Origin of the sequence: Limnothrix sp. FACHB-1083 (assembly GCF_014696485.1) — a bacterium.
Taxonomy (GTDB): Bacteria; Cyanobacteriota; Cyanobacteriia; order CACIAM-69d; family CACIAM-69d; genus CACIAM-69d.
In genome coordinates, this window is sequence record NZ_JACJQD010000026.1 from 1 (window position 1) to 17108 (window position 17108).

Annotated in this window: 8 protein-coding genes; 4 read left to right on the forward strand and 4 right to left on the reverse strand. The window is 54.1% G+C overall.

All coding sequences use genetic code 11. The features are described from left to right. Positions 1-237: 237 nt before the first annotated feature. The 4 genes from H6F46_RS18765 to H6F46_RS18780 all read right to left on the reverse strand — a co-directional run bounded on the left by H6F46_RS18765 (position 238) and on the right by H6F46_RS18780 (position 7421). On the reverse strand, positions 238-2262 hold the full coding sequence (locus H6F46_RS18765; protein ID WP_190356259.1) for a peptidoglycan DD-metalloendopeptidase family protein: 2025 nt from the start codon (positions 2260-2262) through the stop codon (positions 238-240). A 997-nt stretch (positions 2263-3259) separates the two neighbouring features. After that, entirely contained in the window at positions 3260-3724 is a 465-nt protein-coding gene (locus tag H6F46_RS18770; protein ID WP_099533406.1) for a tRNA (cytidine(34)-2'-O)-methyltransferase, read from the reverse strand. Positions 3725-4297: 573 nt separating this feature from the next. Next, positions 4298-6781, reverse strand: a complete 2484-nt coding sequence (gene recG, locus H6F46_RS18775) for an ATP-dependent DNA helicase RecG (RefSeq protein WP_199291670.1) — start codon at positions 6779-6781, stop codon at positions 4298-4300. Positions 6782-6857: 76 nt separating this feature from the next. After that, entirely contained in the window at positions 6858-7421 is a 564-nt protein-coding gene (locus H6F46_RS18780; protein WP_190356260.1) for a hypothetical protein, read from the reverse strand. Between the two features lie 431 nt (positions 7422-7852). On the opposite strand from H6F46_RS18780, the gene H6F46_RS18785 reads away from it, so the two are divergent. From H6F46_RS18785 to H6F46_RS18800, 4 genes are all read left to right on the forward strand, one after another. Continuing rightward, positions 7853-8950 (forward strand): aromatic ring-hydroxylating dioxygenase subunit alpha, encoded by a 1098-nt coding sequence (locus H6F46_RS18785; protein WP_190356261.1) that lies wholly within the window; start codon positions 7853-7855, stop codon positions 8948-8950. Between the two features lie 355 nt (positions 8951-9305). Then, positions 9306-10232, forward strand: a complete 927-nt coding sequence (locus H6F46_RS18790; protein WP_099533410.1) for a LysR family transcriptional regulator — start codon at positions 9306-9308, stop codon at positions 10230-10232. Positions 10233-10334: 102 nt separating this feature from the next. Next, a complete protein-coding gene (locus H6F46_RS18795; RefSeq protein WP_190356262.1) occupies positions 10335-10769 on the forward strand; it encodes a hypothetical protein in 435 nt (144 codons plus the stop codon). 779 nt (positions 10770-11548) lie between these two features. Beyond that, positions 11549-16999 carry a S8 family serine peptidase gene (locus H6F46_RS18800; RefSeq protein WP_190356263.1) on the forward strand — a complete coding sequence of 1817 codons (5451 nt, stop codon included), beginning with the start codon at positions 11549-11551 and terminating at the stop codon, positions 16997-16999. Positions 17000-17108: the final 109 nt, after the last annotated feature.

The window sequence follows — 17108 nt, forward strand, 5'->3', positions numbered from 1 at the left end:
GATTGAGCAAGGATTATGAGTTGTATTCGGAGACGAGCGAAGGGATGATCTACGGCTGCTTAATGCATTTGATGGTGAAACGATTAGCGGGGATGGCTGATTAATATTGTCTTTATAAATCAGCTCTAAAAATGCCCATAAAAATGCCAACTAAAAAACCCATGCCGGATGCAGCGATCGCGTCCAGCACGGGTTTAGTTTAGGGGAACCTAAGCAGGGATTGGAGCGTCAGTTAACCTAACGAGCCGCCCGTAGTCCGCCGCTCGGCAAGAAGGCCATCGGGTTCACTGCGCCTTTGCCCGATGGGCGAATTTCAAAATGCAGGTGGGGGCCAGTGCTGCGGCCGGTGCTACCCATTTCTGCAATCAATTGACCTTGGCGGACGGTTTGACCAGCCCTTACCAAAAGACGGCTGTTGTGGGCGTAGCGAGTGAAGCTGCCGTCTGGGTGACGAATGTCCACCTTGTTGCCGTAGCCACCACTGTCCCAACCGGAGACTGCCACCACACCGTCAGCCGCGGCCACAATCGGTGTACCCACAGGGGCTGCAATATCAATGCCTCGGTGCATCCGGCCCCAGCGCCAGCCATAGCCAGAGGTTAGAATGCCTTGGCTCGGCCAGATGTAGCCGCGCATGGTCTGGGGTTGTGCGCCCGGTAGGTAAGCCGAAGGATCCGACAGGGGCGGCAGTTGCGGTGAAACACTGGCATTCAGCAACGTTTGCACGCGGGGATTACGGGCGTTCAGTGGTTCAGAGGCGGCTGCAATTAGTTGGCTGCGGCGCGGATCCGCTTCCGGCATCGGTTGGCTCAGGGCCAACGGGCGATCACTCAAGGGCGCAGAGGGCGGCTGCACAGCCACGGTTGCCGCCTGATTGGCCACGGTGCTGGCTTGGCTGGCGGCCACGGCGGTGGCGGCGGCCGGAGCCAACAGACTGATTGCACCGCTGCGGCTCGATTCGCCGGTTTGGTTTTGGTAGCGAGCTTGCAGGGCTTGGATTTCAGCTCGCAGACCGTCGATGTAGGGGCTGTAGCGCGGGCTGGCTAGGTCGCTGTTGGCCGTCCCCTGTTGGAGGCGGCTGCTGGCGGTGGGCACATCGGCAGCGCCAGCCAGCGATTGAGCAGTGGCAGCATGGCTCAGAAGGTTGACAGCACCACCGCCGGCTTCTTCCGTTGCAACCGTGCGGGCGGCGGCGGCACTCACGGGCACAGCCGGGCGATCGAGGCGCTGCGTGGGAACCGCAACGGCCGTGAGTCGATAGTCAGCGGTGGTGGGGATACTAACCACCAGGTCGTTAGCGGTGGGGGTCACCGCATCTGTAGAAGCACGCTCGGCCGTAGTCGCCGGTTGCAGCGCAACGGTTTCTTCGGTGCGATCGGTCGTGGGACGCTCTGCTGATTCAGTGGTTGGTTGCGGCTCCAGGGCCAGCAGCTCGATCGCCTCGGTGGTCGAACCCAGGAGGTTTCCGGTGTTCGCCGCCAGCGATTGCAGTGCTTGGCTCAGTCGATCGCTCTGGGCCTGCAAGCGATCGATGCTCCGGATGGCAGCAGCATCCGCCAGCAGGTCGATCGTGTTGGGCGAAGAGGGGGCTTCCGCGACGGGAACTTGCGTCACAGCAGGACTGTTGGCGCTAGGCGACTCGGCCGCAGTGGACGAAGCATCAATCACAACCGCCGCTTCAGGGGCAACCGCAGCCACTTCAACCTGGTTTTCCGGGAGGGCTGGGATTCGGCTGCGATCGAGGGTGATTGCTGTGGGCTGGCTGTCGGCTTCGCTTTCGCCGTGGTCCAGGGAGGCGGAAAATTGCTCGGAATTCGCTTCAGCCGTTGTCTGACTCGTTTCGACGGTGGGCGCGCTCAAGGTCGCCGTTTCCACTTCGGCGGTGATTGGCTCGATCGCGCTAACAACGGTGCGTTGGGGAATGCTGCGGGCTGGAATGGTGAGTTGTTGACCAGCGCTCAGGACAGCATCAATCGACAGGTGGTTCGCCGCCGCTAGGGCTTCCGGCGCAACATCGTATTGGCGGGCGATGGTCGCGATCGTGTCGTTGGCTTGAACCGTATGGGTCTTGCTGGTGGCCGCCGCCACGGTCTGGCTACTGAGGGATGGAGCCTGGTTGGGTTCTGCCGCAATCGCGTGGTCGCCTTGGCGGGGCAACAGCAACCCTGTTGCACCCATTGAGATTGCCAACCCTAGCGTCGCGATCGAGGCGCGGGTCTTCCGACTAGTCTCCGTGGGAGCTTGTTGGTACTGTTCGGTCATCGCACGATGTGGATTGTTGGTCATTGGGGCGCTGGCAACTCAGCAGTCAGCAAGCCTTGGGCTGGTAAACCACAGAACTCGCCTCGACTCTGGTCGTGGGTGGGGTGCTCAATCGTTGATTGCCCATTGGACTGCGATTGAATCAGCCTTGCCGTCCCAAGCGCCTTGGATGGCTAGATCACCGCTCAGGTGCGACGCGGCGGCCAGCGATAAGCTCGGTTAGACCGGGGTCTTAATACGAGTTAAGGCTTAGGCAAGACTACCCTGCTTTTGTGGTTTAGGCAAGTTTAACCAGATTGGCAACTGATTTGTGACAGTTTCGGTATTTGTTTTCTTGATGAATATTGGGCCTTTCGGTGATGTTTTGCCGTTCAGGATTGCGCCCCTTATTTGATCATCATTTTTCCAAAGTTCTTTCCTCAAAAGACTTTCAGGCACTCAAACCATTGACAACGAGTATCGGATTACCTGCCTTTCAAGACTTAGCCGACAGGTCAGGATCACAGTAATCCTACGCTGTGTCTTGGATTGCCTAGTCAAGATTTCCGAGGAGGGAATATGTCGTTTTAGAGCCTGATGAATTAAAAAAAATGTAAAATTCGCTGCAAAATTCGGACGATTCATCGATAGGATTTTCTTATTAATCAGACTCCCGATCGCCCCGACCAAGGCACGAAAGTCCCGCCACAGCGATCGCCCCGAAGAGGTGAAAGGCTGACTAAGCCTGAGCAATCACGACCCAGCCATGGTTCAGCCGCGATCGACCAGCGATCGGGAGTCAGAAGCCGCCTTAATCGACTCTATTTAGCCGCTGATGGGCGATCGCGATCAGCTCCCATCTGCCTGGATGATCAAATTCAGACAGTTGGCTATCCATCAACCCCGTCAGCACTGGGCAAGATGAGCCAATTCCAGATGATCGCCATCCCGTGACCGTCCTTGCTGCTCATTACCCCTCAACCTCCTCATTACCCGGGGCCTGGACTCGCAACAGGACTTACCCCAACAATCCCAACTGCCGCCGAGCCTCAAACAGCCCGATCGCGGTGCTTGACGATAGATTCAGGCTACGAACACCCGCGCAGTCCATGGGAATACGAGCAATCAGGTCACAAGTTTCCAGCACCGAAGTCGGCAACCCCTCCGTTTCGCTGCCAAACAGCAGCCAATCCGTAGGGGCGTAGGCGATGTGGTGATAAGACGTGCTGCCACCGCTGGAAAATCCAATCAGTCGTCCCCCGATCGGGCGGTGAAATTCGGCAAAGACTGACCAATCGGCGTGATAGCGAAGCTTGACAAACGGCCAGTAGTCCAATCCAGCCCGTTTGAGGTAGCGATCGGTAATTTCAAAGCCCAAAGGGCCCACCAGGTGCAGTTCCGTACCGGTGGCAGCACAGGTACGAGCAATATTGCCCGTATTAGGCGGAATTTGCGGATTAACCAACACAATTTGCGGTTGCATACAATTTCTTAGCGACTGAGGAACTGAGACGACGGTATTTCAGGGAAATTCACCCCAAACCGCTCAATTGAGATCGTCAAACGAACCAAGATTTTTCACCCTGATTCGCCTGCTCCGGGAGGCTGACAACTATAGATTTTTTTAATCACTGACCGGGAATCTCAATTGATTATCAAAAATAATTTAAAACTCGTTAATTATCATAATTCCCAATCATTAATCGCGATTGAAAAACATAATCAATCGTGAATCGATCGCGATCGCCCCTCAGCAGGCCCCAAAGGAACGTCCCCAGGCAAACAGCGGCCCGGCCACCCCTGTGCTGCCCATCCAACCCCGCTTGGATCAGGCCCCCAGTCCACGGCCGCGAACGACAACCGGTGATTGCTTCCTGAGCCTGCCCAACAGTTGTGTTCAACAATACATATATATGGATGTGTACAGAGATGCCGACAAACACGCCGCACCGTCCCACGGCGATCCACAGCACCTGGCATGATTCGGTATCCTGAAAGGTCGGGCTTTATGGGCTTTGAGCGGTGGGGCACATTTTGATCGCCGCTGCCAAGTCGCCTAGGTCAAAATCATACCCCCCAATAGCTTGCGATACCGATAGCCCAGTTCGGCGGCAATTCGAGGATGGTTTGCCAAATCTGGGTCGGTGTTGATCAAATCCTCAGCGGCCGATCGAGCCAAGTTCAACACATCGCGATCGTCCACCAAGCTGGCCAGGGCAAAATCCGGCAACCCCGATTGGCGCGTGCCCAACACTTCACCGGGGCCACGAAACCGCATATCCATCTCTGAAATGAAAAAGCCATCCTGAGATTGGGCCAACACCTCCAGCCGCTGGCTGGCTTCCGGGCTTTTGCTGGTGTTCATCAACAAACAAAAAGACTGGGCCGCCCCCCGCCCCACCCGACCGCGCAACTGGTGTAACTGAGACAAGCCAAAGCGCTCTGCATGTTCAATCACCATCACCGTGGCGTTGGGCACATCCACCCCCACTTCAATCACCGTGGTGGACACCAAAATCTGGGTTTCGTTTTGCCGAAATTGCTCGATCGCCCGGTCTTTATCGGCCGAACCCATGCGCCCATGGAGCAAACCCACCTGAAACTCCGGAAACACGACCTCAGAAAGGTATTGATATTCCTCGATCGCGGATTTCAAATCGAGCTTTTCCGACTCCTCCACCAGCGGCAACACCACATAAACCTGGCGACCTTGGGCAATTTCTCGGCGCATCAGGTCATGGGCCGCCGGGCGATCGCCCGATCGCAACACCGTGGTTTGAATCGCCTGCCGACCGGGCGGCAACTCGTCAATTTGGCTCACATCCAAATCCCCATGGATCGTCAGCGCCAAGGTGCGCGGAATCGGCGTGGCGGTCATGGTCAACACATGGGGCTGAAATCCCTTTTGTTGCAGCTTGGCCCGCTGTTGCACCCCAAACCGATGCTGCTCATCAATCACAGCCAGGCCCAAACGGGAAAATTCCACCTTGTCTTGGATCAGGGCATGGGTTCCTACCAACAGGGGCAACTCTCCCGTTTGCAATTGGGCATGGATGGCGCGCCGTTTTTTGGCTCCCGTGGAACCCGTCAGCAACTCCACGGGCAAGTGCAACAGGTTAAACCAACCGACAATTTTTCGGTAATGTTGCTCCGCCAGCACTTCCGTAGGAGCCATCAGGGCCGCTTGGTAGCCCGCTTGGATGGCCGCCAGGATGGTGATCACGGCCACGACGGTTTTTCCGGATCCCACATCCCCTTGCACCAGACGGTTCATGGGGGTGGGCCGTTGTAAATCTTCTAGAATTTCGCCCACCACGCGCTTTTGGGCCCCGGTCAGTTCAAAGGGCAACACCCGGTGAAATTGGTCAATCAGAGGGCCGGTGGTGGCCAAGACCACGCTGGTTTCCTGGCGTTTTTGCTGCGATCGCCGCTGGAGCAATCCCAACTGGAGGTAGAAAAATTCATCGAAAATCAACCGCCGTCGGGCCGCCGCCAACTGATCATCGTCGGCGGGAAAATGCACCTGGGCGATCGCGTCGGCAATTTTGATCAGGTTGTAGCGTTCACGAAAGTTACGGGGCAAAGCTTCCGGCACTTGGCTGGCGGCGGGCAACACAGCCAAGACCGATCGCCGCACCAAATCCGCCGTCACCCCTTCCGTGAGGGCATAGACCGGCACGACCCGCCCCACCGTCAAGGAGGCGATCGTCCCGTCGGCGCTGTCGATCACTTCCAAATCGGGATTGTCGAGCGTAATGCCGTATTTATCTTGCTTCACCAGGCCGGACGCGGCCACCAGCGTGCCCGAGGAGTAAAGACTCTGTTGGCTCTTTTGCCAGGCGATCGAACTAAAGCGGGTTCCTGCAAAAAACTTGCTAATTCGCACTTGGCCCGTGCGATCGCGCAGAATCAGTTCAAAAATCGTGAGTTTTGAGTTTTTGGGACTGGTAAAGCAATTACAGCGCTTCACCGTCCCCACAATCGTCACCGTTTCGCCCCCTTCCAAGTCGCGGATATTCACCTGGCGGGCGTAATCGATATAGTCGCGAGGGTAATGGCACAGCAAATCCTGCACCGTCAACAGCCCCAACTTGGCCAACCGCCCCCCCGATCGCGTCCCGATCGCCCGTACCTGCGACAGGGGCAGATCCAAAGTCAGCGAGCGGGCAATGGTTGCCGGTTGCAGTTGGTTCAAATCCTTCGTTTTTGGGCGCTTGGGCGATCGGGGAACTGCCTCTGGAGCCGCGGCCTCGGCGATCGCCCCCTCACAGGCACGCTGCACCTGGTGCAAAAACTGCCGCGTGTTCACCACAATCCGCTTGCGTTGGGCCAAGTCCAAATGGGGATATTCCGCAAACTGGGCCGCTGTTTCTCGCCACCGCCGTCGATCGCTCGCAGACAATCCCTGGGGCGGCCGGCCAAACTGCAAACACAAAAATTCACTGAATCGATATTCCCGCCCAGCCAAATCCCCAAAGCCCCGTTCCGCTTCCACGGCCAGGGCCTTTTGCAAACGAATCCAGTCGGGTAGATCAGACAAGGTGAGAGCTAGGGCGATCGAGTGTCTGTTGTCCGTCGTGCCAACAGTAGTTCCAACGAACGTATTTTGCGGGAAATTATTCAGGTTGAGAAGCTGGATACCAAATTTCCAGAGTCCCCGGCGGCTCTTTATCTAACAACTTGAGTAAAGGCATGAGCTGGATATCACTCCATGCGCCTTGGTTGACTAAACTTTTGATCCGCTTCGCCTTCACCATATCTTCTTCATAAAAAAACCGCACTTGAATTTCTGAATTGGGAAAATAATTCTGAACTTTTTCTGGCGGAACAACTTGATCCACAACCAGATTGCTTACCCTTGGAACCGATGCCCCATCGTCCCTTAGCTTGCTCATGAGTGCTGTTGCATCGTTGCGTTGCTTCTCTGAAGAAATATGAATATAGATTGTGCTATTAATCAACGACTCTTTGGATCCATGATTGATCGTAGCGATCGCGGGAGCTGGTGTTACGTCAACGCTGGCTTTCACTGAGGGTGTGGGAGATGGCGTGGCAGCACTTCGATCTCCAAAGAGCTTATCCCAATTGCCTACAATCGAAGTAATGACGATGCCAAGGAATGTGATCATTGCTAAAACAATCTGAGTTAGCAATCCCCATTTTTCATTATTGCTGCTCATAAAACCTCCATTTTAGCATTGGATTATTTTCATGAATTGAATATTTTTAAAATCAAACACAGATAGATTTATCGAGAAAAATTGCGATTTTAATTAAGATTATTGAATTCATTTTTGTTAAGAGAAATTTTTTAAATTATTCAAAATGTTTAAAGATTATCTCCATTTGCGAATTATTCATAATTATAGCTTTAGCAAACAATGAGGCCATAGCCATTTAACAAAAATACCTAAAATTCAGTTACGTTTTCTTGACTTTCAGGAAGTCACAGATGCTTTTAAAACAAAGCAATATTTTCGATGGTTACCAACCTCTTTCAAGGATATCTTGATCGCTCTCCACTTAAAAATTTGGTCTTTCTTGATGGATTTGGTACGGTTGAAATTATTGACCAACGCACTAATCGCCTGCTTACTCGCCTGAGCTGCCTATGTCTCCTGAAACTGCCACCCCCACGACTGCTCAACCAGCCAAGACAGTGCCCCTACGCGCAACCGGCATCGACCCCAACCATTGGTATGTGGTGGCGAGCGATCGGGAAGTCACTCGCCAGCCGCTGGGCGTGGAACTTTGGGGGCGGGCAATTGTGCTTTACCGCGACACCCAAGGGCAAGTGCAAGCCCTGGAGGATTGTTGCCCCCACCGACTGGTGAAGTTGTCGGATGGGCGCGTGGTGGGCGATCGGATCGAGTGTATGTACCACGGTTGGCAGTTCGACCATGCTGGGGCCTGCGTGGATGTGCCCTACCTGGGAGATAACCAAAAGCTGCCCACTTGCCGAATTCGTACCTACCCGGTGCGGGAATTGGATGGGTTCATTTGGCTATGGCCAGGAGAATTGCAACCGGAACAGGTGTTGCCGGAACCGATGGGACTGCCGGAATGGAGCCACTTAAACTACATCGCTTCCATGACCACGATCGATTGTCAGGGGCATTTTTCTTTTCTGATCGAAAACCTGATGGATATGTACCATGGGCATTTGCATCAGGACTACCAGGCTTGGGCTTCCGCAAAGTTGGAGCAGCTCACCGAATTGCCCGATCAAGTCGATGCTCTCTACGAAGCCCAAAGCTACTACCGAATTGACAAAATTTGGGCGGTGGCGCAACTGTTTATCCCCGCCATGCGCAAACTACACCCGGAACCGCTCCGGGTGAGCTATGTCTATCCCCACTGGGCTTCTAGCTTGGGCCAAGAGTTCAAGATTTATTGCCTGTTTTGTCCCGTCAGCGCCACCCGCACCCGGGCCTATTTGGTGCATTTCACCTCCCTTCATGCCTTCGAGCGACTGCATCAGTTACCGGTGGCGATCCGCCAGTGGGTGAAAGATCGGATGTTTAATGCGGCGGCCAAGTTGCTGGAAGGGTTGGTGGAGCAGGATGTGTTGATGATTGAGCAGGAGCAACGATCGTTTGAGGCAGACCCTCACCGCAAGGGGCCAGAACTGAATCCCGCGATCGCGGCAGTGCAGCGCCTCATTCGATCGCGGGGTCAATCAACAACCGCTGGGCTGGCCCATGAATGATTAGGAGTGATTAGGCGTAATTAACCGACTGTTGATTAGGGCGTGTCGTCAAATCGCCTGAAACCCTGATTCCACCGTTGGCGGATCGTGGGGGACAAGGGGCTTAAGCCCCTTGTTACAACAACTGGGACATAGAAAATCAATCGTTTCCGCCTGATCCTAGGAAATGACGACAGGCCCTAACCCATCATTCAAAAACAGCATGGGCCGGAGTCGCACAATGTTCAGGGCGATCGCGCAAGGAAACGGGGAACTATGGCAAAGTTTGCTGGCTTAGGCCGCGATCGGGTCTTGATGTGGATTATTTTCCCAACGTCCCCGAGCGCGCCCTTGGGTTCCTTGCTTGCCCCAGCTCATGCGACTCGAACAGTTACAGGCCTTCCTCGCGATCGCGGATACCGGTAGTTTCCAGGCCGCCGCTAAGCGTTGCGGAGTCACCCAATCCACCATCAGCCGCCAACTTCAGAGCCTGGAGTCTACCCTGGGGCTAACTCTGATTCGTCGCAGCACCCCCATCCAACTCACTCTTGCTGGCAACCAACTGTTACCCCACGCCCGCCGAATGGTGCAGGAGTGGGACTTGGCCAATCGGGCGATCGCCAACCTGCGCGAAGGGCAACAACCGGAACTCTGCATCGCCGCCATTCACTCCGTTTGCGCCTACCGACTGCCCGCCATTTTGCAGGACTTTATCCAAACCTATCCCCAAGTGCAGTTACGGGTGACGGCCTTGGGCAGCGATCGATCACTCAAGGTGTTGCGCGATGGGCTAGTTGATGTGGCCGTGGTCATGAATAACCGGTTTTTGACCAATAACACCGATTGGGTGGTGGATTCCCTTTACAAGGAACCCGTGGTGGCCCTCGTCAGCGCATCCCATCCCCTCGCCAACCATGGGCAAGTGTCCTGGCTAGATCTGGGGGAATATCCTCATGTGGTGTTCAAGGATGGCTACGGAATGCAGCGGTTGGTGCAGGAACAGTTTGCCCGCGAGGGAATTACCCTGCGGGTTGCCTTGGAGTTGAACACCCTCGATGCCTTTCGGGGAGTTGTCCGCCAGGGAAAATGCGTGGCCCTTCTGCCAGAGTCGGCCGTGCTGGAGGCGAAGGAGGATCCAGGTTTGCGAGTGCTACCGCTGGCGGATCCAGCGATCGAGCGAGAAGTGGTGTTGGTGACCACGCGCGATCGACTGCAATTACAACCCATCAGCTATTTCCGACAGTTGGTGCAAGCCACCCTCCATCAACAGGCCTTGCTCCCCAACCGCCCATTGGCCAAGTGAACAGATGAACCCGTTATCCTCCCTCGATCGACCAGGGACTTGACGGGGACTTGAGCAAAGCAAACATAAGGAGCACGCAAGGCGCGATCGTCCCTGCCACCCGTGCTAGCCTACGGGAAACTGCTGTTTTCTGTCCCGATCGCCCTTGGCCCCATGGTTTTGCTCCTCCTTCAGCCTGTTGTGGGCACAGTGCCTTCGGTTCCCAGCGCGATCGGCCTGTGGGCGGTTGTGGGAATTGACGGCCTCCTCTCGATCGGCCTGCTGTGGCTGGCTTGGCAACTGTGGCAACTACGGCGAACCCTTCGGAACACCGCTCAGGGCCTGGAATCCGCCGCCCGCAGCACCCATGCCGTCCTGGGCAATGCGCCGCAAAACATCGCGATCGGCCAGCGCGGCATCTATGGATTTCGCCAAACCTACCGGGCCTTTGAACCAGCCCTCGAAGCAAACCTTCAGAAAATCACCTGGGTGCTCTCCCTCATCCAACAATTCACAAAACTTCAATCTCGCATCAACCGATCCACACCCAAGCAATAGCCAATTCATGGTTCATCTGCGAACCTTCGCTGATCCGAGTTAAATCACCGGGGCGATCGATCCGTGTGACCAGCGATGTGACCAAAAATACCCAAGATTGGACATTAACATTACCCAATCACAGGCTCCTCAGTTTCTCTAGAGGTGCGGATTTTGCTGACTCAATGCCGCCCAACCCATTCTGAGACCAGAATTCTCAGTCTTCGCCTCAGCCCCTGCCGGTGACCTCGCAACACCTGTCGCAAAATCCACACTCGATCAGCCTTTAAATTACCAAACCGCACAGGATTAGTTCTATCGATCTCTTCATGCCAAATTTGTGCAATTTTGACTTCAATTTATTTAATCCAGTTTTTGATCCCGACAGTTTTTGTTTATAAGTCTTGTGATTTAACTTTTTGATCACTTAAGTTGATTTCAGTTAGGTCGCACGTCTACTCTTGCTCGGTGGCATCATCATGTCGGACTCTATCTTCGGTTTGCCTGAGTTTGCAGAACCCAATCCTTTCGGTGTTGTGCCAAATTCACAGCCAGCGATCGACCTCAGCCGACTGTTGCCACCCATCTTGGCCAATGGCCTTTCCGCCAGCGAGCGGTTGGAACAAATCCAGCAATTACAAACCGGTAGCCTCACGGATCTGATCTTAGGTTCCGACCCACAAGCCACGATTTCAGCCGGCCGCACCCAAAACGTGCGCCGTAACCCCGCGCTGGGCAACGGCACATCCACGCCAACTGGCGATGGCGGACTGGGCGGAACAACCCCGCCGATCGACCCCTTGACCGGTGACCCACTGGATGGCTCATCCACCACACCGGACGGCAGCACTGGGGCGATCGAGCCAACGCCCGCCCTTACCAGCCTGTCCACCGCCCCCACGGCCCCCGGCATTCAGTTCACCTCCGGCGCTTTCACGGCCCTGAGCGCAACGGCCAGCGTTGAATTTCAATGGGATGGTGGCGGCTATAGCAATACTCAGTTAGGCATTTTTTCCCTGGAAGGAATGGAGCAATTCACGGGCGATGCCTTCCACCGAGAAGCCGCCCGCCGCGCCACCACCAACTCCCCCAGCGGTCACCTGCTGATTGACGATCGCACCGAAGGCGCAAAGTTCGGCGGCAAGCTGAATCACGAAGACAACTTCAACCAAGGCCCCTTCAACGGAGTCAAAACCTTCAGCATCACTCCCGGGGCCAAATACGGCTTGATCCTGATTCCCGATGGCAAACTGGCGGACATTGCCACGGGCGCAGCACAGGCGGAGGGGTCGCGCCGTCCGCTTTATTCCATGGCCACTGCCAACCCGGATCAGCTCTTCCAAGCTGGGCAGTTGGTGGAGGTGGGTTCAGACCCAACCCGAGGCAACACCTACGTGTTTGAGGATTTGCGGCTGGATCAAGGGAGCGATCGGGACTACAACGATATCGTTGTGCGGTTGCGTGGGTTTAGTGGTTCTGTCCCTTCGATCGACCAATACATCGACCCCAACAAAGACTGGCGCAAGGAAGAAGCGGGCAAGCTGTTGTTAGCTGATGCCCTGCCCTACGTCACCGTTGAGCCATCGCAACCCACCCCTAGTCCCACCCCTAGTCCCACCCCTAGTCCTACCCCTAGTCCCGCCACGGGCAACGAGCCATCCGGTAGCACAACCACCCCACCAACCCCAGCCCCCAGCCCAACACCACCCACCACAGAATCCCTAGCTCCCAGTACTCCAGTGCCCAGCACCACGCCTGTCACTTCGCCGCTGGGCACTTTCCCCTGGACTTACCCAACGATCGAAGACCTAGCAGCGGCAGCCATCACACCCACTAGCAAGTTCCCGATCATTGGAGTAATCGACACGGGATTTGCCCGCAGCAACCCTGATCTGGACTACGGCAAAATTGTCTGGGGCAAGGACTACATCGATAACGATGCCGATCCGTTGCTGAATCCCGGTGAGGGCAACGAACACGGCACTCACATCCTGGGTCTGATCTCCGCGCTCCGCAACAACGGCGTAGGGATTGATGGACTCGCACCCGATGCACCGATTTGGGCAGCGCGGGCCGTGGGGTCGGGTAGTTGGGCCAAGGCCTTGGTGGACTATGTGGACTACATCAAGAGCAAGGGTCAGACCCGTGGCTTGGTGAACCTGAGCTTTGACCTGACCCAAAAGAATGCCGACGGGACGATTTCGACACGCTACGAGTTCACGCCCGAAGAGCGGGTGGCGATCGAAACGGCTCGCCAAGCGGGTGTCGTCCTCGTTGTAGCGGCGGGCAACAGCGGCACGGGGGATATGTCCGTGTTGGCCCAGGCGGCTCAGGAGTTTGACAACATCATCTCGGTGGCAGCGGCGGAACAAATCGATCGCTCGGTGGCGATCGCCGATGGGGCTGCTAAAACCGACTATTCCAGCAGTGGCAAGAAGCTGACGATTAGTGCGATCGGCGGGGCGATCGAGCAAGGGATCCCATCGCTGCTGGAAGAAGGATTAGGCACGATGGCGGGCACTTCCGTTGCCACAGCCAAGGTAACGGCAAATGCGGCTCTGGCATGGGCAGCGAATCCCAGCCTCAACTATTTGCAGCTCAAGGATGTTCTGACCAAGACAGCCACCGACATTGAAGCACCTGGTTATGACGAGCTGACGGGTTACGGCATCGTCAACGGTGCGGCAGCGGTTTCCCTGGCCAAGATGACGAAGGGCGAAACCTACAATCCTGAGCCTTGGTTTGCACCCGACCGTTGGAGTGGCGAAGGGTTGGCGACCCCTTGGGAACGCGGGGTTGCGGCTGACAGAGTAACGCTTGCAGCGAATGCAGTCTTGCAAAATGGTGGACAAGGAAGAGTTGGATCTCCAACTGGAAAATTAGGTGACTTTGCTGAACGGAATCTTGAAGGTTATGCCGGTGTTCCTTCTTTGACAGTCAAATTCCAGTCATTCATTGGTGGATCAGAAGGTTCAGGAGTCTTGACCTTAAATAGAGCCGAAGATCGAGCTTTTTGGGTTCGGTTAGATGTTTGGAATGCTATATACAATCCATTTGGTGGTGGTGGCTTTGGTTTACCAGTGTCCGATCGCTATGCCTTTGGCAGCGGTGAGAAACAGGACTTCGAAAGGGGCGTTGTCTTCTATGTCAATTCTCAGCCCCTGTACCTAAGCGGGAAGCCCTGGCAGTATTACCAACAAACTCTTACGCCTGATCAGCGAAACCAGCTAGGAGCAAGAACTGGAGAAACCACATACTCCAATGGTCAAGCAATCGTACCTTTTACGGGCGGTAGGCTAATTTACGATGCTAAAACCCTTGACACCCGGGCTGAGTTTAGCTGGGAAAACTATCCTCTAGTAGCCACTAGCAATTGGACGACTGCAGGATCAGTGCGTCTACAAAATCCGCCTCAACCCGGGACGACGGCTGGTTTACCCAATACGGCAGGTGCTTATCGATACAGCACGAGGAGTGCCAACGGCACGATCGCCCATTACTACGCAAATGGCAACCTTCAGCAGCAGCCCAACAAAACTACAACCTACTGGTATCAAGTACCGGGCGCTACCCAATCATCATCAACTAGTCCTGCAACCACGCCAGTCTCAACCAAACTCACTCCTGCTTCACCACTCTTTGATCAGACTGTCATCGTTTTTGACGGGGAACCAGCGCCACTCAATTCTTATTCGAGCCTCAGACAGGGAACGTTGAGTAGTACCAACCCTGATGATCTGTTCTATTTCGATGTTACGAAGCCTGGCGAATATGTTCAGTGGAACGTCAAAACATTGTCTGGGCCTGGCAGGCTCAGGATGCAAATCATTCGAGATGCCAATAAAAATGACCTGCTAGATGCTAATGAGACAGTCAAGACACTATCGTTGAGCTTGAATAGCAGCCAATCCATGACCTTTGAGGATACAGGACGTTACTATATCCGTCTTTTGCCTAGGTCTGAAGATTTGGCAAACTACCAGTTGAGTGCGATCGGCTCGCCTTACCGGCCCCTTCATCACGGCGCTGACTTCAACCGTGACGGTTTAACCGATTTTGTACGCCAGGAGAAAGGAGCCATCTCATATGACGATATCCGTACAGGTGAGATATTTACCTATGGCGCTTCTAGTAGCTCTTTAATTGGTAAGTTTACTGATCTGCCTAATGATATTCGTGGTAGTCATGTCAACCTGATTTGGGGTGACTTTAACGGCGATCGTCGCCCGGATTACATTCGACAAGAAAAAGCGGATTGGGCGACTTGGGACGATAGCGACAAGACCAACAACACGGAATTGTGGCTAGCGGGTGCTGATGGCAAGAGCTTCCGTAAAGAGCAGACTCTAGAGTCCTCTACTAGCAGAAGCTTCAACGGCAACTTTGTCAACCTCATCCCTGGTGACTTCAATGGCGATGGGAGGACAGACTTTATTCGCCAAGAGAAAGGAAGTTGGGATAATGATGACAACCAAACGGCTGAGGTATGGCTCAATACTGGCGCTGCCAACTTCAGAATGGCCCACAGCTTGACCTTTGGCGGTGATGGGTTCAAGGGTGATTATGTCAACATCATTCCTGGTGACTTTGATGGTGATGGACGAACAGATTTCATCCGCCAGGAGAAAAATACTTGGGATGACAATGGAAGCAACACAGCGATTGTATTTTTGTCTAATGGCAATGGACAGTTTCGTCAGGGCGCTGTTCTAAACAACTCTGCGAACGATCTGAAGGGAGATTTCACGAATCTAATCCCTGGTGATTTCAATGGGGACGGAAAAACGGATTTCATTCGCCAAGAGAAAAACACTTGGGATGACGATGAGGATCGCACTGCTGAAGTCTGGTTATCCAATGGAGGCATGAGTCAATTTACTCGTGTTCCAACTCCTCTCCGTCATGATGGTGATGACTTTAAGGGCAATTCCGTCAATATCATCCCTGGGGACTTCAATGGTGACGGGAGCACTGACATCATCCGTCAAAAGTTTGGCCCGCATGATGGGATCCGAACAGCAGAGGTTTTTCTATCCAGTGGAGATGGGACGTTTAGCAAAAATCCCCAAGTAATCAAGTACGACGAAAGTGACAATTTCAAAGGAACTGTTGTAAACATTTTGACGGGTGCACTGGGTGGTACTGCTCCGTTCTACGAACATATAGACAGCGGCAGTGGCTGGGTTGTCGAGTATCATCACTGGCCGAGTAAGGACTCTAAATCAGTCGCTCCGACGGATTTATATTGGAATCGTGATGATGTTCTGGGATCAACTCGACTCGATTTCCGTTCAGATGGTAAGCGTGGCTTCAAGATGGATTGGGGTTCCGATGCACCAGATGCGCGAGTTCCCAATGATCATTTTGCGATGCGTGCCTATACTCGATACAGCTTTGAGGCAGGTAAGACCTATGTGGCAAAGGTGAAAGCGGATGATGGCTATCGTCTCTTTGCCAAACACATTGGCACTAATGAATGGGTAGACTTCATGCCCGATGGGTTCCGTAAAGATGCGTACGAAGCACACAAGGAAGTTCGGTTTACTGTACCGAAGTCGGGTGACTATGATTTCCACTTTGAGTTCTACGACGAAACCGGCAATGCCTACCTCGATTTAGCGATTGATGAGGCTTCTGGGGGTACTGGAGGGACGACTTCAGGACTGCCAAGCACTGCGGCAGAAGCCAATCCGTTTTTCAAGCTACAGTACTGGAATCCTACATACAATCCAGATGGACCGCCGAGTTCAACTAATTGTGGGCCAGCAAGCCTGGCCATGGTTCTGAAAGTACTGGGTCTTGAGCCAGCCAACCTATCGATTCAGAAAAGCATTGAGCGCCTTGTATATCTCAAGACTTTGGATACAGATCCAGATGCTAGTTCAGAGTTGGCATCATTTCGAGAGTTACAACTGGCTGCCGGCCAGGAAGGATTGAGCTATCAGACTATGACCGGGTGGGATACACTCAATCAGTCTTTGCAGGATGGTAAGCCAGTTATCCTTTATGGATATATCAACCAAGCTTGGCGCAACCAGTTTCCCAATCCGAGCCAATATGGAACTGCAAGAGTAGGACACCTGAATGCAATCTTGGGCAGAACCTCATCAGGCAACTACATCGTTGCAGATCCTATGTATCGTGGAGGTGCTGTAGAGATGAGTCAAGAACAGCTTGCAGTGTATACAACCTCAGCAGATACAAATTATGAACCACCTGCATTCATCTCCCTCAGCAGAAGTGTTGAATGACAGATTCAGGTTATAAAAAAGGGGTAAGAAGATGTAATTCTTACCCCAAACAATCAAAAAGTAATACACCAATGTTACGCTCATTCTCTCAAATCGTCAAACCTATTCT

Coding starts and splice junctions, on each gene's coding strand:
- H6F46_RS18765 (WP_190356259.1), bottom strand. CDS start 2,262: ATGACCGAACAGTACCAACAAGCTCCCACGGAGACTAGTCGGAAGACC.
- H6F46_RS18785 (WP_190356261.1), top strand. CDS start 7,853: ATGTCTCCTGAAACTGCCACCCCCACGACTGCTCAACCAGCCAAGACA.
- H6F46_RS18780 (WP_190356260.1), bottom strand. CDS start 7,421: ATGAGCAGCAATAATGAAAAATGGGGATTGCTAACTCAGATTGTTTTA.
- H6F46_RS18790 (WP_099533410.1), top strand. CDS start 9,306: ATGCGACTCGAACAGTTACAGGCCTTCCTCGCGATCGCGGATACCGGT.
- H6F46_RS18770 (WP_099533406.1), bottom strand. CDS start 3,724: ATGCAACCGCAAATTGTGTTGGTTAATCCGCAAATTCCGCCTAATACG.